The sequence below is a fragment of the Singulisphaera chitinilytica genome (genome assembly GCF_049331405.1).
GTDB lineage: Bacteria > Planctomycetota > Planctomycetia > Isosphaerales > Isosphaeraceae > PoT.
The window spans coordinates 9,699,019-9,717,037 of record NZ_CP186274.1; the positions used below are offsets into that span (position 1 = coordinate 9,699,019).

The 18,019-nt window shown below is 67.8% G+C and carries 16 protein-coding genes; 8 read left to right on the plus strand and 8 right to left on the minus strand.

The genetic code is table 11. The features are described from left to right. Positions 1-376: 376 nt before the first annotated feature. Both larE and ACOYYX_RS37770 read left to right on the plus strand, forming a co-directional pair. A complete protein-coding gene (gene larE / locus ACOYYX_RS37765; protein WP_422927807.1) occupies positions 377-1,249 on the plus strand; it encodes an ATP-dependent sacrificial sulfur transferase LarE in 873 nt (290 codons plus the stop codon). Positions 1,250-1,323: 74 nt separating this feature from the next. After that, positions 1,324-1,827, plus strand: coding sequence for a hypothetical protein (locus ACOYYX_RS37770; protein ID WP_422927808.1), 504 nt, complete (start codon positions 1,324-1,326; stop codon positions 1,825-1,827). Position 1,828: 1 nt separating this feature from the next. On the opposite strand, the gene ACOYYX_RS37775 is transcribed toward ACOYYX_RS37770, so the two are convergent. Beyond that, entirely contained in the window at positions 1,829-2,236 is a 408-nt protein-coding gene (locus ACOYYX_RS37775; protein WP_422927809.1) for a VOC family protein, read from the minus strand. Between the two features lie 157 nt (positions 2,237-2,393). Further along, positions 2,394-3,905: a rhamnulokinase gene (locus ACOYYX_RS37780; RefSeq protein WP_422927810.1), complete on the minus strand. Its 1,512-nt coding sequence runs from the start codon at positions 3,903-3,905 to the stop codon at positions 2,394-2,396. Positions 3,906-4,337: 432 nt separating this feature from the next. On the opposite strand from ACOYYX_RS37780, the gene ACOYYX_RS37785 reads away from it, so the two are divergent. Next, entirely contained in the window at positions 4,338-4,559 is a 222-nt protein-coding gene (locus tag ACOYYX_RS37785) for a hypothetical protein (RefSeq protein ID WP_422927811.1), read from the plus strand. A 98-nt stretch (positions 4,560-4,657) separates the two neighbouring features. Here ACOYYX_RS37785 and ACOYYX_RS37790 read toward each other — a convergent pair whose 3' ends face one another. The 4 genes from ACOYYX_RS37790 to ACOYYX_RS37805 all read right to left on the minus strand — a co-directional run bounded on the left by ACOYYX_RS37790 (position 4,658) and on the right by ACOYYX_RS37805 (position 9,531). After that, positions 4,658-5,815, minus strand: coding sequence for a diguanylate cyclase domain-containing protein (locus tag ACOYYX_RS37790; RefSeq protein WP_422927812.1), 1,158 nt, complete (start codon positions 5,813-5,815; stop codon positions 4,658-4,660). A 291-nt stretch (positions 5,816-6,106) separates the two neighbouring features. Beyond that, positions 6,107-7,072 (minus strand): GDP-mannose 4,6-dehydratase, encoded by a 966-nt coding sequence (locus ACOYYX_RS37795; protein ID WP_422927813.1) that lies wholly within the window; start codon positions 7,070-7,072, stop codon positions 6,107-6,109. A 152-nt stretch (positions 7,073-7,224) separates the two neighbouring features. Further along, on the minus strand, positions 7,225-7,986 hold the full coding sequence (locus ACOYYX_RS37800) for an MBL fold metallo-hydrolase (RefSeq protein ID WP_422927814.1): 762 nt from the start codon (positions 7,984-7,986) through the stop codon (positions 7,225-7,227). Between the two features lie 177 nt (positions 7,987-8,163). Then, on the minus strand, positions 8,164-9,531 hold the full coding sequence (locus tag ACOYYX_RS37805; protein ID WP_422927815.1) for a lactate racemase domain-containing protein: 1,368 nt from the start codon (positions 9,529-9,531) through the stop codon (positions 8,164-8,166). A gap of 464 nt (positions 9,532-9,995) precedes the next feature. On the opposite strand from ACOYYX_RS37805, the gene ACOYYX_RS37810 reads away from it, so the two are divergent. After that, on the plus strand, positions 9,996-11,387 hold the full coding sequence (locus tag ACOYYX_RS37810) for a DapH/DapD/GlmU-related protein (protein ID WP_422927816.1): 1,392 nt from the start codon (positions 9,996-9,998) through the stop codon (positions 11,385-11,387). 16 nt (positions 11,388-11,403) lie between these two features. On the opposite strand, the gene ACOYYX_RS37815 is transcribed toward ACOYYX_RS37810, so the two are convergent. After that, positions 11,404-12,102 carry a metal-dependent hydrolase gene (locus tag ACOYYX_RS37815; protein ID WP_422927817.1) on the minus strand — a complete coding sequence of 233 codons (699 nt, stop codon included), beginning with the start codon at positions 12,100-12,102 and terminating at the stop codon, positions 11,404-11,406. A gap of 256 nt (positions 12,103-12,358) precedes the next feature. On the opposite strand from ACOYYX_RS37815, the gene ACOYYX_RS37820 reads away from it, so the two are divergent. The 3 genes from ACOYYX_RS37820 to ACOYYX_RS37830 all read left to right on the plus strand — a co-directional run bounded on the left by ACOYYX_RS37820 (position 12,359) and on the right by ACOYYX_RS37830 (position 14,484). Further along, the gene (locus tag ACOYYX_RS37820) at positions 12,359-12,574 is read left to right on the plus strand and encodes a hypothetical protein (protein ID WP_422927818.1); all 216 of its coding nucleotides are present in this window, start codon (positions 12,359-12,361) and stop codon (positions 12,572-12,574) included. Positions 12,575-12,750: 176 nt separating this feature from the next. Beyond that, positions 12,751-13,599 carry a DUF6065 family protein gene (locus ACOYYX_RS37825; RefSeq protein ID WP_422927819.1) on the plus strand — a complete coding sequence of 283 codons (849 nt, stop codon included), beginning with the start codon at positions 12,751-12,753 and terminating at the stop codon, positions 13,597-13,599. 33 nt (positions 13,600-13,632) lie between these two features. Further along, entirely contained in the window at positions 13,633-14,484 is an 852-nt protein-coding gene (locus tag ACOYYX_RS37830; RefSeq protein ID WP_422927820.1) for a DUF6065 family protein, read from the plus strand. Here ACOYYX_RS37830 and glgC read toward each other — a convergent pair. Further along, complete coding sequence (glgC, locus tag ACOYYX_RS37835; RefSeq protein ID WP_422927821.1) at positions 14,465-15,706, minus strand: glucose-1-phosphate adenylyltransferase; 1,242 nt, start codon at positions 15,704-15,706, stop codon at positions 14,465-14,467. The two genes, ACOYYX_RS37830 and glgC, sit on opposite strands and share 20 nt — an antisense overlap. 405 nt (positions 15,707-16,111) lie before the next feature. Here glgC and ACOYYX_RS37840 point away from each other — a divergent pair, with 405 nt between their 5' ends. Next, the gene (locus ACOYYX_RS37840) at positions 16,112-17,845 is read left to right on the plus strand and encodes an alkaline phosphatase (protein ID WP_422927822.1); all 1,734 of its coding nucleotides are present in this window, start codon (positions 16,112-16,114) and stop codon (positions 17,843-17,845) included. Positions 17,846-18,019 lie beyond the last annotated feature (174 nt).

Consider the following 18,019-nt stretch of genomic DNA (forward strand, 5'->3'; position numbering starts at 1 on the left):
TGCCCTGATTCCGGGAGAGGCCTGCCGGGAAGAGATGCACACAGCTTCGCGCATTCCTGGGCGCCGCCATGTGAACGCACTTCGTTTTATTCCAATCATGCATTCTTGTTCTCGTGAACATTGCGAATCCTGAAGGCCCCTCCCGGCGCGTCCAGGCATCCGGCAGGATCGAGAGGGATCGCCGTCGGGTCGACCCGCACCTCCATGAACGTATGCAAGGACCCGTTCGGCGCCCGGGGGGGAAGTTCGGCAAGCATCGCCGATCGGTCGCGTGGGGCGACTCGCCGGCTCGTGTCTTGAGGCGAAGCACCGGGGGCCCTACAATGGTGGGGCTATCGCGACCGTGGAATGAGCGGCTCTGTGAGGGAGGTGTGCCTTGAGCGCGTGGAACGACCCCGAACTGAGCGCCTGTCGCGACCGATTGGTCGAAACCTTGCGGGGTTACGGGCGGGTGGCCGTCGCCTACTCCGGTGGCGTGGACAGCACCGTCGTCGCCAAGGCGGCGCAGATCGCCCTGGGCGACGCAACCGTCGCGGTGACCGCCGTCTCCGACAGCCTGGCCGCCGGCGAGCTCGAGGAAGCCGAGGAACTCGCCCGCCGGATCGGGATCCGGCATCGGGTGATCCGCACCGAGGAGTTCGCGGATCCGAACTACCTGCGAAACGGCACCGACCGCTGCTACTTCTGCAAGAGCGAGCTCTACGGGCGGCTCTCGGGCCTCCTGGGAGAACTCGGGGTCGACGCGATCGCCTCGGGCGCCAACACCGACGACGCGGGGGACCACCGCCCCGGCATGAAGGCCGCCGGCGAGAACGGCGTGCGGCACCCGCTCCAGGAGTGCGGCCTGGGCAAGGCCGAGGTCCGCGCCCTGGCCAAGGCCTGGGACCTGCCCACGTGGGACAAGCCGGCGACCCCCTGCCTTTCGAGCCGGGTGGCCTACGGCGAATCCGTGACGCCGGAACGCGTCAAGATGATCGACCAGGCCGAGCAGTGGCTGCGGGCCCAGGGGATGCGCATCGTCCGCGTCCGCTACCACAAGGGGGACATGGCCCGGATCGAGGTGCCCCTGGAGGAACTCCCCAGGCTCGCCACCGTCGAGATGCGCGAGCGCCTGATCCCGGCCTTCCGCGAGTTCGGCTTCAAGTTCGTGACCCTCGACCTCGAAGGGTTCCGATCCGGGAGCCTGAACACGCTCGTCCCGCTCGACAAGCTCGTGCGCCCGGCCGCGCTCAACGTCGTCCAGGCCTGAGGCCTCACCGCGTCCCGGATCGGGTCGTCGATTCCCCCTTTTTTTTGGCGTTTCGAGAGTGGAAGGGTAGCCTCGTGCCTCGAGTGACCTGCCGCTGCGGCCATACCCTGAGCGTCCCGGCCGACGGCCCCGAGCGGGTCGTCTGCCCGAAGTGCGACGCGCGCATCAAGGTCCGTCGGAGCACGCCAGTGGCTCAGTCCCCCGACCCGGATTCGTTCATCCGGTTCTCGTGCCCCTGCGGGCGCAGGCTCAAGGTCAGGGCGACGGGGAACCCCCAGGCGGGCAAGTGCCCCGACTGCGGGCGGGTCGTCCCCGTCCCCACCTCAACGTCCAGCTCACTCCTGGCGACCTCTCATCCCGAGGCCAACACCGACGAGTTCAACGAGGCCGACCTCAAGATCCTCGACGAGTGGGCCCAGCGCCACGCCGGTAAGGGTGCGCCTGCCGCCCCGGCACCGGCCGCGACCGCCGCGGTCCGCGAGGAGGCCGGCCTGCGCCTCTGCCCGCGCTGCCGGAGGCCCGTCCACATGGGGGCCGTCGTCTGCCGGGAATGCGGGACCCACGTCCCGAAACGCTAACTCACGAGGCCGGTGGCGGGGCGGGGCAGAAGAGCGCCGCGACGGCCCCGGCCGGATCCTCGATGACGCAGTAACGGCCCGCGCCGCCGGAGTCCCTGGGGCCCAGCAGGATCTTGCCACCGAGCTCCTGACAGAGGCGCGCGCTCGCGTCGAGGTCCTCGACCGTGATATAGACGAGCCAGGCCGGGGGCAGGCTGGCGTTCGTCCCGCGTGCGTGGCAGATCCCGGAGACGGGGGCCTCGCCTTCGTCGCCCGTCGCGGGGTGCATGCAGAAGTCGCTGTAACCCCCCATGTCGATCTCGGACGCGGTCCAGCCGACCACGGCCTTGTAGAAGTCGCGGACCTCCTCGGCATTCGGCACGGTGAGGTCGATCCAGCCGATCGTCCCGGGCTTGGGCGCCTGACTCATCCGGAATCCTCCTTGGGCGATCTCTATGACCTGAAGAGAGGTTGCCTTCATGGCGGGGGAGGCCGCCGGGGGGCCGAAGCAGAGTATCGCGGCTTGGGCCCGCCCCATGCCGAACTCGAACCGAGATCGGCATGGAGCCGGGCGAGGTCCTGTCCGCTCAGGCCGAGAGGAGCTTGGCGAACTTGGCCTGGGCCCCTTCCCAGACGTCGGTCTGGCGGGGTTCGAAGACGGTCACGGGGAACGACCGGGCGACGATCTCGCGGGCGTCGGCGAGGGTGCCGATCCGGCCTCGGCCCATCGCCTGGAGCAGGACGTTGCCGGCCGCGGTCGCCTCGACCGGCCCGGCGAGGACCATCCGGCCGCAGGCGTCCGCCGTGAACTGGCAGAGCAGGGTGTTGCGGGCCCCGCCGCCGACGACGTGGATCGTCTTGATCGGGCCGCCGATGATCTTCTCGAGTCGCTCGATCGTCCAGCGATACTTGAGCGCCAGGCTCTCGAGGGCGCAGCGGACGAACTCCCCCTCGTCCTGCGGGACCGGCTGGCCGGTCTTCTTGCAGAAAGCCGCAATCCGGGTGGGCATGTCGCCCGGGGCGAGGAACGACGTGTCGTCGGGGTCGACCAAGGCCGTGAAGGGTTTGGCCGCCTCCGCCTTGCTGAGCAGCTCGTCGTACGAGAACTCGCGCCCGGCGCGGGCCCAGGTCCGGCGGCACTCCTGGACGAGCCAGAGGCCCATGATGTTCTTGAGCAGGCGGGTCGTGCCGACGACGCCCCCCTCGTTCGTGAAGTTCCCTTCGAGCGTCTCGGCGGTGATGATCGGCTTGGGGACCTCCACGCCGAGCAGCGACCACGTCCCGGAGCTGAGGTAGCACCAGTCGGGAGGGCCGATCACGTCGATGACCCCGGCGGGTCGGACCACCGGGACCGCCGCCACGGCGCTCGCCGTGTCGTGCGTCGCGGGGGCGAGCACGGTCAGGGTCTTGGAGATCCCGAGTTCCTCGGCCAGGGCCTTGCGGATCGGGCCGATCTCCGTGCCCGGGTCGATCAGCTCGGGCAGGATGTGACGCGGGAGGTCGAGGTCATTGCAGAGCGCATCCGACCAGGTGCCGGACCTCGGGTCGAGCAACTGAGTGGTCGACGCATCCGTCCGCTCGCCGGCCCGCCGCCCGGTGAGGAGCCAGGCGAAGAGGTCGGGGATCATCAGCATGGTCTCGGCGCTCTCGAGGAGCGGCGAGTTCGCCATCTTGAGCGCCAGGAGCTGATAGATCGTGTTGAACTGGAGGAACTGGAGCCCGGTGATCTCGTAGATCCGCTCGCGAGAGACGCGCCGGAAGGCGGCCTCGAGCATCCCCTCGGTCCGGGCGTCGCGGTAGTTGACCGGGTTGCCGAGCAGGGTGTCGCCGCGGCCGATCAGGCCGAAGTCGACCCCCCAGGTGTCCACGCCGACGCCGTCGAGGTCGGGGTAGGAGGCGGCCGCCTTGCGGAGCGCCGTCTTGGCCTCGTCGAAGAGCCGGGGGAGGTCCCAGTAGAGAGTGTCGAGCATCCGAATCGGGCCGTTGGGGAAGCGGTGGATCTCCTCCAGGGCGAGCCGCTCGCCGTCAAACTTGCCCAGGAGTCCGCGGCCGCTCTCGGCGCCGTAGTCCAACGCTAGGTAATCGCTCGTCTTTGCCATGGCGCAACACGATCTCTCGAACCCAATGATCCGGCCCGACCCTCACCGGGAACCCAAGCGCACAACCACCCGAGCCGGAGGATCACGATAGTTTCAAACGGGCAAGAAGTTCTGCGGCATTCGAAGGAAGTAGGTAGTCGGCTCTCGAGCGGCAGGCCGCGCGCCCCCGACCTCTCGCGGGTCAGCCCCGGCAACGCCACGCGATCCGGATCGACGATTCTCCCATCCGCACTTCCGGGCGCCCCATCATATACCCCAGCCAACCATCTCACAATGAGCCACGGCCGGCCCGGCGCGGGAACGTGCGGATCTCCGTGGCGGGGGCTACTGGATCTCGCCCCGATGCGCCGGTCTCCTCCCCGATTGCATGATCAAGGTGGATACGTTTTGATAATATTGACCGCCGACTCCAACCCCTCCGGGAGCCGCTCGATGACGCCTCGACCCTGGATCAAGCCCGCCTTCTTCGTGCTGGTCGCCGCTCAGGCGCTCTTTGTGATCCTGGAACGCACGGGCGTGGGCCTGCCCATCCCGGCTCGGATCCTGGCGGGCGTCCGGGTCGCCATGGCCGTCCTGATCCTCATCATCCTGGCCTACTGGACCATCCAGGAGCGACGATCGCACCGAGGGACCGACATCGAAGGTTCGAGTTGAATGGCCTATGGGGTAGGCCTTGGCTCGCGCTTTTCTTAGGGCGTTCGGTCCAACGTCGTTGTCGAACCTGGGTCAGGGTGGATGCGAAGCGAGGCGGGTCAGCCGACTCGGGAGGGGAAACGGATGCGCTTCTCGGCATACATCGAGGCGTCGGCCTTGCGCAGGAGGTGCGTCGCGTCGTCGACGTCCTCGGGGAACATGGCGACCCCGCAGCTCACAGAGAGCATGACGCGGTTGCCGTCCAGGTTGGCCTCGGCGTTGACGACCTCCCGGATGCGCCTGACGAGCCTCGCCACCTCGTCACGCGAGTTCACGTTCTCCAGCAGGAGGGCGAATTCGTCACCGGCGAGCCGGGCCAGGCAATCGGTGCGACGCACGACCCCGGAGATGCGGTCGGCGACGACCCTCAGGGCCTCGTCTCCCGCCTCGTGGCCGAATCGGTCGTTGATCCCCTTGAAGCCGTTGAGATCCATGTAGACGAGGGCCAGGCGTTGCCTCCGCAGGGACGCTCGCAGCATCGCCCGGGAGTAACACTGCTCGAAATGGCGTCGATTCGACAGGTTCGTCAGGTGATCGACCATGACGAGCGACTCGATCTCGCGTCGCAGCCTCAGGTTGATCGAGACGAAAATGCCGAGGACCGCGAGGGCCGTCGAGAGGCTGATCCCCAGGGCCACGAAGATCTCCACGGGGTTCGTCGGGTTAGCCTCGGCCCCCATGTCGGTCATCAGCGCAAATCCCGTGCGGAATGACAGTAACAGGGCATCCACCCCCACGGCCAGCGCCGTCCCCCAGTAGGCCGGGCGGTCACCCGGCGGGACGTCCCCGGCCATCGCCACCGCCCCCCGGAACATGATCACGGCCAGCCACCACGAGACCGAGGCGATGCGACACGCCGTATCTTCCAACACGAACAGGGAATAGGCGCAACCCGAGAGGGACGCCAATGTCCCGATCGTGAGGAACGGCCCCGACATGGGCGGCCGTCCCCGGAAGACCCGCAGGCCCTGGCAGATGGCCAGGACGCCGAAGAGGAATGCGGCATGAGTCAGGAAAATGACCCAGTCCTCCGGGAAGTACTCCCGGATGACGATCGAGAGGAACGCCATCGCCAGCAGGAGGATTCCCGCCCCGCACTGCCCGATGCCGGGGATGTTCCGGTTGGCAAAGGAAATCGCCAGGGTGACGAGGCCCACCATCGCCAGATAACACGAAAATACGACAAATATCTCCTGCATGTGTATATTTGAAAGCATCACCGTATTCCCTATTATCGGCCTTGATTAATGGAGCTTAGGTTCTCAATCATAGGACAACTTTTACCCGCCGGGAAGTAAAATAGGAAGTCTGGGAAAATCTCCGCGAATCCCCGGTGAGGGAATCCCCCACGCCGGCATTCCTGTATAAGACAGCGGAAGTCCGCCTCACAGCGGAAAGCCTGCGGGATCGCGTGCTTTCTCGACCGGGCTCAAGCATTCCGCATCGGGGATGGGCAGGGCCGGACGGTGCCTGTCGTCATCGCGGCCCGGCGGGTCGCGGAGACGGGCTCAGGCGACGCGTGCGGTCATGCCTCGCCAGTAGGCGAGCATGTCTTCGAGGGTCTGGGCGATCGAGAATCGGGGTTCCCAGCCGGTCGAGGCGCGGAGCTTGGACGAGTCGGCGATGAGCAGCGGCTGGTCGACGGGGCGGACGAGCGCCTGATCGATGAAGACGTCGACCGGGGTGTGAGTCAGGGAGGTGAGGGTCGCCAGGGCGTCGGCGATCTTGGTCCCCTGGCCGGTGCCGATGTTGTAGATCTCGCCCGGCTGCCCCTTCTCGGCCAGGATCAGGTAGGCGCGTACGACGTCGCGGACGTCGGTGAAGTCGCGGACGACCTCGAGGTTCCCGACCTCGACGCGGGCCTTGCGCCCGGCCTCCACCTCGGCGACCTGCCTCGCCAGGGCGCTCAGCACGTACATGGACGCCTGGCGAGGGCCGGCGTGGTTGAACGGGCGGGCCATGACCACGTCGGTGCCGTGCGAGAGGTAGTGCTGGACGCCGAGCAGGTCGGCCGCCCCCTTGCTCGCGGAGTAGGCGTTGTTCGGGCGCAAGGGGCAGGCCTCGGAGACGGGCAGGTGCTCGGGGGCCGGGTTGCCGTAGCAGACGCCCGAGCCGACCAGCACGATCCGAGGCTTGAGGCCCGAGGCCTTCACGGCCTCGAGCAGGGTGAACGTCCCGCCCAGGTTGAGGTCCCAGGTGCCCCGGGGGTCGGCGACGCTCCTCTGCGGGTTCGACTGCGCGGCGAGGTGGTAGACGACCTCGGGCTTCGTGCGGGCGAGCAGGGCGGCCAGTTCATCCGTGCCCGCGGTCGCGAGGTCGATGCGCTCGAGCGGGACCATCGACGAGAGCCCGGCCAGTTCCTCGGGCCAGCGCCCCGAGGCGGAGAGCCCCACGACCTCGTCCCCCGCCTCGATCAGGTGCTCGGCCAGGTGCCCGCCGACAAACCCCGTGATTCCGGTCGCTAAGACACGCATCGACGAGCCTCGAATCCCTGAGTATTTCGCGCGGACGCCGCCCCATCCGGACGCCCGACGATCCTTCGCCGCCGTGGGAGAGGCATCACCTTAGCCGCGACAGGGAGAGTCTGCAACCGCCGTTGTCGCCGGGGACGACGACGAACGGCCGCTCAGACGCGGTAGAGCCGCCCCTGGTGCAGGGGCTCGATCTGGCTCGATTCGAGGTCGAAGTCGTCGGAGTAGTGGATCAGGCGCATCTTGTCGCGGACCGACGAGGGGAGGGCGATCAGCTTCTCGTACGGCGTGTGGACGGGGGACTCGGCGTGCATCGTGACCTCATGCACGATCAGGTCGGCCTCGGCGAGCCAGTCGATGAGGTCGGGGTCGAAGGCCGTGTCGGCGCTGAAGGCGAGGGTCCGGCCGCCGGCCTTGATGCGGAAGGCGGTCGTCGGGACCGGGTGGATCGTGGGGCGGCACTCGATCGCGAACTTCCCCGAGGTCACGGCGCTCGTCTCCGAAAGCGCCTGGAGGTCGAAGAAGTCGGAGAGTTCGAACGTCAAGGGGGGCTTCGACCGGTCGATGAGCATCTCCCCCATCCCGGCGGAGAGGAGCCCCGACCAGAGCTTGGCCGAGACTGTCGGATGCATCAGGAGCTGGGCCCGACGCTTGAGGATGAAATAGCTGTAAAAGCCGTAATCCTCGAGCCCCGAGCAATGGTCGGCGTGCAGGTGGCTGACGGCCAGGGCGCTGATGCGGTCGAGGTCGAGCGGGATGCCGGCCGCCTCAGAGCCCTCGATCAGCATCTTGCGGATCGGGTGGGGGCACTCCAATAGGAGCCATTCCCCGTCCACGCCGACGACCATCGAGGCGGTGTAGCGCCGCCCGGCAAAGGCTTCCCCGACCCCCAGCGGAATCAAAGAGACTTCACTCATCGTGGATCTCGTGGATCAAGGCCGGGGACTTCTCACCCGGTATGCGGAGGCCGGCCGAAGGGTGCCCCACCCCTCGGCCTCGAGGGTCGATCGCCCACCACCATCATACCGCGCCCCGGTCTCGCCGAACGAGAGTTGTCGGAGCTTCGAATTCCGTCGCGGTCCGACCCGAGTCGCTCAGGAACTTTGCCCGGCCGGGTGACGCTCAGGGGCGAAGGTGAGCCCCCCCTGGGGGAAGACGCGGATCCTCGGCTCCGGCACGTCGGCGAGGGCCTTGCGGGCGGCCTTCCAGAGGGCTCCCTGGTCGGAGAAGAGTTGGATCGGCCCCAGGTGCGAGCCCAGGCGCTCGGCGAGCGGCGGGGCGTAGACGAGCACCGTGCGGTCGACCACAAGTTCCCTGGCCCAGCCCAGGAGGAAGGCGTGCGGGCTGCCGATCGTGGAGAGCAGGCGGCTGGCCATCGCGACGCCCCGGCGGATCGTCCAGCCGCCGGCATTGCCCGAGGCGGAGATCGTGCGGAGCCAGGGCATCGGCACCGAGCGGTCCATCTCCTCGGGGTCGGTCCAGAAGTAGCCGACGAGGACCCCGCCCGGCCTCGTGGCGGCTCGATGCTGCAACAGGACCTTGAAGCTCTGCATCGGGTCGCCCGGCCAGGGGTGGTTGCCCGCGACGATCAGGTCGGCCGGCGGGGCGTCGGGGGCCTGGAACCGCCGCCTCGCCTCGGCGGACAGCTCGTCCTGCACCGGGTCGGGATGCCCGGCCAGGACCCGGAGGATCTGCCCGGGGGCGCCGAGGAGGTGGCTGATGGAGACGCAGGGGCCGAGCATGCCCGCCGCCGCCCGGATCGCGCGTCGCATCGGGTTCCCGGACGCCTCGCCGCCGAGGAGCCGCCCGGCCTCCTGCGGGTTCAAGCCCTGGCGGTGCAGGGCCCCCAGGGTCGAACGATGGCTCGTCCCCGGGAAGATCAGCTTGTAGCCGCCGCCGAAGCCGGCCTGCAAGTGCGGCAGGACCGAGCCGATCAGGATGCGGAGGTCGGCCTCGGCGACCGGGCGGAAGACCCGCACCGGGACCCCTTGCGGCGTCTCGCCCAGGGAGACGTAAGAAGACAGGTCGTCCACCGGCGGGCTGAAGCAGCGATACGTGTCCACCACGGCGTCGCCGACCCGGCCCCGCATCGAGGCGTCGTCGACCGCGTGGTGCCGCCCGACCCCCGCGCTGATGGTCACGTCCTCGGTGCGGACTCCCGCCTCGTGGAGCCGGCGGAGCAGGTGGGGCAGGGCCTCGCGGACGGGGGTCCAGCGCGACGGGTCGTCGACAACGATCGCCACGCGCGACCCGGCCTTCACCTGAGCCTCGACGGGCGGGCAGCCGAGGGGAGCGTCGAGGGCCGCCGCCAGGCTCGACGGGTAATCGTCCAGGGTCCCCGACAGGTCGGGCCAGGCGACCTCCACCTTGGTCCAGTCGGAGGGCAGGGCGAGTTCCAGGCTCCCCCCCACGCCCCAGGGGAAGTTCACGGGGGTATCCTTACCGGCCGGGGGAATGCTCATCGAAGATCCCATGAAAACGGACACATATTCAGGAGCGCCGCCGTCCACCGAGGGCGAGGCCCCGGGATTCACGATCGGGACGAGGTCCGCCCCACGCTAATAGAAAGCCCCGCGATCGGCTAGCCGAGTGGCGGCGAGGCCCTAGTCGTCGAAGGCCCAACCCCTTCCTCGGTCCGGCGATTCGACCGGGACGATTTTGCCGATCATGCCGCCAAAACGGATCATTCCCCGGGTCCTGCCGGAAAGAATAGCGATATGGCGGTCGATGCTAAGTACAGAAACCCCCGAATACCTCGCCCCCGACCGGCGGGAGCTGCCGGGCTCACGAGGCGCCTCGTCCTTCAATGGGAGGGAAGCCGCGGCCTCGGACGATGGTATTTGGGGATCTGAGACCAGGCTCGAGGCCGTCCGCCCCTCCCGGCGATGCGATGGCCCGCCCCTCATTTTTCGCTCGGTGATTTCTCATGGATCGACTTCGACCGCGACGGAGCGTGGTGTTTCGGCCCCAGGCGGAGGCCGTCGAGGGGCGTTTATTGCTGAGCACGGTCCCGCAGGTGAACCCGGCGAACGCCCAGAAGCCCTTCCTGCGCCCGTTCAGCGTCTCGCTGAAGTCCCCCAACACGCCGATCTCCCCCTTCCAGGCGTCGTCGAAGCTCGTGACGTTCGTCGACCCGTCGGCCAAGCTCGTCAAGGCGGGGCACGTGCTGGCTGGGTACAAGAACTACCTCGGGCCGTATGCGTTGCTCGACGCCTCCACCGGGATGATCAAGATCGGCAGCGGATCCAACATCCAGGCCAACGCCAACATCCTCAGCAACCCGACGGGCCGTCGAGGGCCGACGACGAGCGTTTTGATCGGCTCCAACGTATCGATCGGCTTCGGGGCGACGGTCTCGGGGCCGAGCACCATCGGGGCCTTCCCGAACACGAGCAAGCCGACCATCATCGGGCCGAACGCCGTCATCGACGGCGCCACGGTCCAGCCCGGCGCGGTCGTCTCGGCGCTCGCGAAGGTCGAGCCCGGCGTGACGGTCCCGACCGGCGTCCGCGTCCTGCCGGGCGTCGATGTGACGAGCAACGCCGAGGCTTCCGACCCCGCGCTGGGGAAGGTCGTGACGCTGACGGCGGGCGAGTTGACCAAGGCCTCGCAGACGATCTCGATCCACCAGTCGCTGGCCCAGGGATACGCGACGCTCTACCAGGGGAACTCGGCGACGGGCAACTTCGGCGCGGGGGGGATCACGTCGACGCCACTGGCCTCGGGCGTCTTCCAGGGCAACCTGACGACGATCACGGGGGCGGGGCCGGAGCCCGGCTCCGCGACCGTCTCGTTCGAGCCGTCCTCCGGCTCCCCCACGTTCGCCGCGCCGATGGGGCAGCAGGCTCAAAGCCTGCTCTACAACTTCCCGGCGCGCGTCACCGGGCAGGTGAATTTCTACGACAAGGCGAGCGACGTGGCGGCCAACCTCGGCATCCACGACGCGATCCTGGGGGATCAGGGGCAGCCGATCAACATCGGCCCGATCACCAGGATCGGCAACGGGGTGACGATCACCTCGCCGCTCGGCAGCACGACCGGCCCGATCACCTCGGGCACGAGCTCGCCGATCTCGATCGGCCAGGGCCTGATCGCCGGCGACCATGCCGTGATCCTCGGCGCCCAGGGGGTGAAGGTCGTCATCGAGGACAACGTCACGATCGGCTCGTCGGCCGTCGTCGAGGGCTCCTCGATCGGGGCCAACTCGACGATCGGCGCCAGGGCCTACGTCCTGAACTCGAACCTGCCGGCGGGCTCGAGCGTGCGGGACGGGGCGATCGTCATCAACAACAAGCAGGTCGGCACCGTCGCATCCTGAGCCGGACGCGTGACGATCACTTGATCTCGTACCAGTCGCCCGGCTCCAGCACCACCGGCTCGGCCTTGGTCGCGCCGCGGACCTTGTCGGCCCAGGATTTCGCGTCCTGGACGATGGGCCCGAACGTATTGTAATGGATGGGCATGACGGCCTTCGGCCCGATCAGCTTCACCGCGCGGACGGCGTCGTCGGGTCCCATCGTGTAATAGTCGCCGATCGGGAGCAGGGCGAGGTCGACCCCTTCCTCGCCGATCAGGGCCATGTCACTGAAGAGGGCGGTATCGGCCGCGTCGTAGACGGTGGTGCCGTCATCGAACTTGATGAGGAATCCGCAGGGGTTGCCGCCGTAGGTCCCGTCGGGGAGGACCGAGCCGTGGAAGGCGAGCGTGAGCTTGACCCGGCCGATCCCTTCGAAGTGGAGTCCGCCGCCGTGCTGCATCCCGTGGACCTTCTCCAGGCCCTGCGCGGGGGCCTTGAGCCACTCGCCGATCTCGTAGTTCGTCACGACCGTCGCGCCCGTCCGCTTGGCGATGGCCACGGTGTCGCCCACGTGGTCGCCGTGCCCGTGCGAGAGCAGGATCAGGTCGGCCGGCACCTCCTCGGCCTGCGCCGCGGCCTTCGGGTTCCCCGTCAGGAATGGGTCCACCAGCACGTGCTTGCCCTGAGTCTCGAACAGGAGGCACGAGTGCCCCAGCCAACGAACGCGTGTCGACATCGCGAGTGCTCCGTTGGGCCGGTCTTCCGCGCGGGCGGTTTGCGATCCTGATCGTTGAAGCCGCGCAGCTCCCGGCCCTTCCACCTCGAATCAACCACAAGAGACCCGAAGGTGGCAACCCCCGTGCCCGGTCAGGCCGTTCGGCCCGGATCCTCTTCGAACACGACGCCCTCCCGAGCGTAATAATAGTTAAAGAGAGGACGTGTCGGTTCCCCGCTCGATTTCGCGAAGACTCAACTGGCGAGGACGATTGCCAATGAGTATCGATTCCAACATCCCGGCGAATGACATCGCCCCATTCCAGGCCGGCGACGCCCCCGCGTCGGTCCCCCCGCTCGGTGGCAAGACCGTGGGAGACGGGGGCTGGCGACGCGTCGGCCTGGCCCACCGCTTCTCGCTCTGGCTCTCGCTGTTCGTGGGGGGCGTCTACCCGGCGGGGAAGGGCCGCTTCGACTCATCGAAGAAGGTCTGAGGCCGGGTCGAACCCGCGAGCCTCGCGACGAAATGCGACGCTCGACCGGCATCAGTCGGGGAGTCTCGACTCAACTCGGACATCTGTCAGCGTTGACGAGTGTTCAGGAAAAAGCTATCGTCGCCTCGCGTCGGATCCTCGTCATAATCCATGAAGGCTCCTCCGGGGAGACGTCGATGAGCGTCGAGTCCAACGAACCCGTCCCCGAGGCGGCCGAGGCCGAATCCGGGCCCAGCCGCGAGGCGCTCGAGGCGAGGATCGCCGAGCTCGAGAAGCAGCTCGCCGAGTCCAGGCAGGTCGACGCCCCGTTCACGATCAAGGCGCTCCGGATGGTCGTCAAGGGGTGGGGGCAGGGGTGGCAGCTCCGCCCGTCGCCGGCGCGTCGGTACTGGATGGACCAGGGGCCGTATGCCTACCAGTGCCTCCCCCTGGTCGTCGCGAACCAGTGGGGCTGGCAGATCCTCTGCCCGACCGACCTCCGCGCCACCTGGGACGGCTCCCCCGATCCCGGCGGGGTCCGCGTCGAGGTCGACCCCCAGTACGCGACCGTCATCAAGAGCCAGTTCGGCTCGGGGCTCGTGACCTTCTCCCCGCCGTGGTTGTTCCGCACGTCCCCCGGCTGGAACATCATGATCAAGGGGCCCGGGAACCGCTTCAAGCCCAACTGCGTGGCGCTCGAAGGGGTCATCGAGACGTGGTGGCTCAATTATACGTTCACGCTCAACTGGCGGATCGTCGAGCCGGGGACGGTCGAGTTCGCCAAGGGGGAGAGCCTCGGCCAGCTCGTGCCGGTGCCCCATGCCACCTTCGAGAACGCGTCGGCCATCGAGGCACCGCTGAGCGAGGAGCCCGAGATCGCGGCCGAGCTCCTGAAATGGCAGGAGGAGCGGAACCGTCGCGCCAAGGATCCGGTGACGACCCATCACCTCTACCGCAAGGCGGAAGGGATCGACGACCACCTCGTCAAGGTCGGCGTCCCCGGCTTCGTCCAGTCGTGGGTGCCAAAGCCGCAAGAACCGGAGTGAGCCGAGGCCAGGCACCACGGAGGGGCACCACGAATGAGCCCGCATCCCGAGCCCGAGAGTCAGGCCGAGCGTTGCCGCCGGCTTGAAGAGCGCGTTGCCGAGCTCGAGCGTCGGCTCGAGGTCGCCGAGAGCCGACCACCGACCCTGAGCCTGCGGGCCCTGCGGATCTCGAACGAGCCCTGGACGCTCGGCTGGGGGCTCCGACCCTCACCGCCGAGGCGGTACTGGATGGACCAGGCGCCCCAGTCGTACCAGTGCCTGCCGCTGGTCATGGCCAATCAGTGGGGCTGGCAGGTCCTCTGCCCGACCGACCTCGTCGTAACCTGGGACGGCTCGCCCGATCGCCGAGGGCTCCGGGTCGAGGTCGATCTTCGCTATGCGCCCGTGATCCAGAGCCAGTTCGGCTCGGGCATCGTCACTTTCGCCACGCCCTGGCTCTTCCGCACGTCCCCCGGCTGGAACCTGTATCTGAAGGGCCCAGGGAACCGCTGGAAGGCCAACTGCGCCCCGCTCGAAGGGGTGATCGAGACCTGGTGGCTCAACTACCCGTTCACCCTGAACTGGAAGATCGTCGAGCCGGGGACGGTCGAGTTCACCGGGGGGGAGAGCCTCGGCCAGCTCGTCCCCGTCCCCCACGCCACCTTCGACGAGGCGACCGCCGCCGAAGGGCCGGTCGACGCCGATCAAAAAACGGCGCAAGAACTCCTGCGCTGGCAGGCCGAGCGGAGCAAGCGGGTCGGGGACTCGTCGAAGCTCCAGCACCACCTCTACCGCAAGGCCGAGGGGATCGACGAGCACCTCGCCAGGCTCGCCGTCCCTCCGTTCGCCCCCGACTGGCCCGATCTCGACGACAAAGACTCGAAGATCATCCCCCCTGGGGCATGAACCGCTCGAGGTCCTCGCTCTTGGCGACGACGGTGATCCCCTCTTCCGTCACGGTCAGCCCACGGGCGAGGTCCGCCGCGCGGTTCCAGCCGATCTCGAATCCGGGCGGGATCTTCACGTCCTTGTCGATGATCGCGCGTCGGATCCTGGCGTGGCGGCCGACCTCGACGTGGTCGAAGAGGATCGAGTCCTCGACCAACGCATAGCTGTTGATCCTCACGCCGGGGGAGAGGATGCTCCGATAGACCTGGCCCCCCGAGACGATGGCCCCCTGGCAGACGATCGAATTCAAGGCGGCACCGCGGCGGTCGGGGTCGGTGTGGACGAACTTGGGCGGGGGCATGGGCGGCTGATACGTGTGGATCGGCCACTCGCGATCGTAGAGGTTCAGGATCGGGTCGATCTGGATCAGGTCCATGCTCGTCTGGTAGTAGGCGTCGAGCGTGCCGACGTCTCGCCAGTAGGCGGCCTGCTTGCGGTTCTCGTCGCGGAACGGGTAGGCGAAGACCCTCGAGTTCGCCAGCATGGACGGGATGATGTCCTTGCCGAAGTCGTGCGCGCTCGCCTCCTTCCTCGCCGCGTCCTGGAAGAGCCGCTCGTACATCACGTCGGTGGCGAAGACGTAGATCCCCATCGACGCCAGGCTCAGCTCGGGGTTGTCCGGCATCGACGGCGGGTCCTTGGGCTTCTCGAGGAAGCTGAGGACCCGGCCCTCCGCGTCGACGTCCATGACGCCGAACTCGGCCGCCTGGGCGCGGGGGACGGGGAGGCAGGCGATGGTCAAGTCCGCGCGGCGATCGCGGTGAAACTTGATCATGTCCGCATAATTCATCTTGTAGATGTGGTCGCCGGCCAGGATCAGGGTGTCGCGGGGCGCGGCCTTCTCGATCGTGTAGACGTTCTGGTAGATGGCGTCGGCCGTCCCCTGGTACCAGGACTCGGCGATCCGCTGCTGCGGCGGGATGACTTCGACGTACTCGTCGAGCTCTCTGGAGAGGAACTTCCACCCCTGGTCGATGTGCCGGTTCAGGCTCACCGCCTTGTACTGCGTCAGGACGAGGATCTTGCGCAGGTCGGAGTTCAGGCAGTTCGAAAGGGTGAAGTCGATGATCCGGTAGATCCCGCCGAACGGGACGGCCGGCTTGGCCCGATCGCGCGTGAGCGGTTCCAGGCGTGATCCCCGCCCCCCCGCCAGGACGATCGCCAATACGTCACGAAGCACCAGGTCGCCTCCGCTATGGAGAGTATCTACTGGACTTTTGATCCCGGTCGGCCCCTCCCCCTATTGTGCATCCGCGGGCGGGTCAAGCCAACCCGTTTCACCCCTGGATTCGAGAACGGCGAGGGCGGAGGGGCCCGCTATTCGTCCTGAGACGACTGGAGCGGGCCGAAGGGTCGCGCCGGCCACCGCGATTCAACGAATGGCGCCAGGGTTCGCGATTCGGACCCGGATGCGGCCAGGACGAAGGAAATCGGCGAGAGGGCTCGTGACCCTTCGATTCTCACGGGCATTTTGATAGATTCGACGCGCACCGAAAGTCACAAGACCACGTCGTCGGCCGGCGCCAGGCGAGCAGTCCGCGCGGGCCGCAGGATGAGCCGACACCTTCGCTTTGGGGAGTTGCCAGTGAGTTTCCGCCCGTTCCTTCCCGCCCCGGTCGCCCCCTGGCTCCATGCCGCCGCGATCTTCATGGTCGGGTCCGCCCCGTGGACCATGACTCACGCCCAGGACCGGCTCAAGGAAATGCAGGCCGCCAACATCGCCAACGCCAAGGAGAAGGCGGAACGGCCCTACCACTTCGGATCGCAGGGGGCCGGCAACGTCTTCTCGAACCACACGAGCCACTCGAACCGGCTGATCCCCTTCTACACGTTCGGTAAGAAGGTGAGCATCGACGCCGTCACCGGGGCGAACAGCCGCTATCGCGACTCGGCCAAGCTCCAGGCCCTCTACGGCTTCAGCCCCGAGAACACCCTGAACCCCGACGCCGAATACGCCGACCAGAGCGACCTCTACCAGGTCCAGCGCGACGCCGTCGCCCGAGGGGTCAAGCATCTGTTCATCGTCTGGTTCGACGGGATGGACTGGGTGACGACCCAGGCGGCCGCCGTGGCGAAGTCGGGCAAGGTCTACACCGAGGGCAAAGGGGAGGGCCTCAACTTCCAGGCGGATCCGACCGGCGGCACGGCCAAGTTCGGCTTCTACGTGACCAGCCCCACCCACGACAAGAACACGACCAACGTCGACGAGCAGACCGTCCAGATCCCCCCCGACAGCCTCACGGGGGGCTACGACGTCCGGATCGCCGGGCCGAACCCGTGGACCCTCGGGCCGCTCGGGCCCAAGGCCCCGGGCTACTTCAAGGGGCAGGGGGCCAGCAACTCCGACCGCAAGGGGGTGGAGGACGTCGGGGCGATCCTGCACGCCTACACTGACTCGTCCACGAGCGCCGCGGAGTTCGCCAGCGGGGTCAAGGCCTATAACAGCGGCGTCAATGTCGGGGACGACGGGCGCTTCATCCCGACCCTCTTCCACCAGCTCCAGGCCGACGGCTGGAAGCTCGGCACCGCGACGAGCGTGCCGTTCGACCACGCGTCGCCTTCCGCCATGTACGCGCACAACGTCGACCGCGACGACTACCAGGACCTCGCCCGCGACATGCTCGGGCTGTCGAGCATCTGCCAGCAGACGCACAAGGACAAGATCCACCCGGGCCTCGACGTCGTCCTCGGCACGGGCTTCGGCCAGGAGATGAACGCGAAGTCGACCCTGGCCCAGGGCAAGGATGCGGTCTCGGGCAATATCTACATCGCCGACGCCGATAAGGCGGCCATCGACGTCAAGAACGGCGGCAAGTACGTCGTCGCGCAGACGACGCCCGGGGTCGAGGGGGGCAAGGCCCTCATCGCGGCCGCCGAGACCGCGAAGGCCAACGGCAAGCGCCTCTTCGGCCTCTACGGCTCGGCGAAGCTCGGCCACCTGCCGTATCGGACCGCCGACGGCAAGTTCGACCCCGCCCCCGACGGCAACGGCAGGGCCGAGGTCTACACAGCGGCCGAGGTCGCCGAGCAGCCCACCCTCGCCGACATGACCAAGGCCGCCCTGACCGTGCTCACCGCCGACCCCAAGAAGCCTTTCGCCCTGTTCGTCGAGTCCGGAGACGTCGACTACGCTCTGCACTCCAACAACCTGGACAACGCCGTGGGCGCCGTCTACAGCGGCGAGGCCGCCATCCAGGTCATCGTCGACTGGGTCGAGAAGAACAGCAACTGGGACGAGTCGGCCATGATCGTCACCGCCGACCACGGCCACTACCTCGTCATCGACGACCTCAAGGCCATCGCCGGCGCCGCCCGCTGAGCCCTTGGCCTCGGCCCATAGCACACCGCCCGAATGAATCCGGTCCCGCATCTCACGACACGTCGTCGAGGTGCGGGACCTTTCCATTGACCGGCCTCTCACACCGCCTTATCCCGCGGGTGTTCGCCCCTACGCGGAGGTCTCGTCCTCGCTCGGCCACATTTTCCGAGATTT

Coding starts and splice junctions, on each gene's coding strand:
- ACOYYX_RS37775 (WP_422927809.1), bottom strand. CDS start 2,236: ATGAGTCAGGCGCCCAAGCCCGGGACGATCGGCTGGATCGACCTCACC.
- ACOYYX_RS37780 (WP_422927810.1), bottom strand. CDS start 3,905: ATGGCAAAGACGAGCGATTACCTAGCGTTGGACTACGGCGCCGAGAGC.
- ACOYYX_RS37785 (WP_422927811.1), top strand. CDS start 4,338: ATGACGCCTCGACCCTGGATCAAGCCCGCCTTCTTCGTGCTGGTCGCC.
- ACOYYX_RS37790 (WP_422927812.1), bottom strand. CDS start 5,815: ATGCTTTCAAATATACACATGCAGGAGATATTTGTCGTATTTTCGTGT.
- ACOYYX_RS37795 (WP_422927813.1), bottom strand. CDS start 7,072: ATGCGTGTCTTAGCGACCGGAATCACGGGGTTTGTCGGCGGGCACCTG.
- ACOYYX_RS37800 (WP_422927814.1), bottom strand. CDS start 7,986: ATGAGTGAAGTCTCTTTGATTCCGCTGGGGGTCGGGGAAGCCTTTGCC.
- ACOYYX_RS37805 (WP_422927815.1), bottom strand. CDS start 9,531: ATGAGCATTCCCCCGGCCGGTAAGGATACCCCCGTGAACTTCCCCTGG.
- ACOYYX_RS37810 (WP_422927816.1), top strand. CDS start 9,996: ATGGATCGACTTCGACCGCGACGGAGCGTGGTGTTTCGGCCCCAGGCG.
- ACOYYX_RS37815 (WP_422927817.1), bottom strand. CDS start 12,102: ATGTCGACACGCGTTCGTTGGCTGGGGCACTCGTGCCTCCTGTTCGAG.
- ACOYYX_RS37820 (WP_422927818.1), top strand. CDS start 12,359: ATGAGTATCGATTCCAACATCCCGGCGAATGACATCGCCCCATTCCAG.
- ACOYYX_RS37825 (WP_422927819.1), top strand. CDS start 12,751: ATGAGCGTCGAGTCCAACGAACCCGTCCCCGAGGCGGCCGAGGCCGAA.
- ACOYYX_RS37830 (WP_422927820.1), top strand. CDS start 13,633: ATGAGCCCGCATCCCGAGCCCGAGAGTCAGGCCGAGCGTTGCCGCCGG.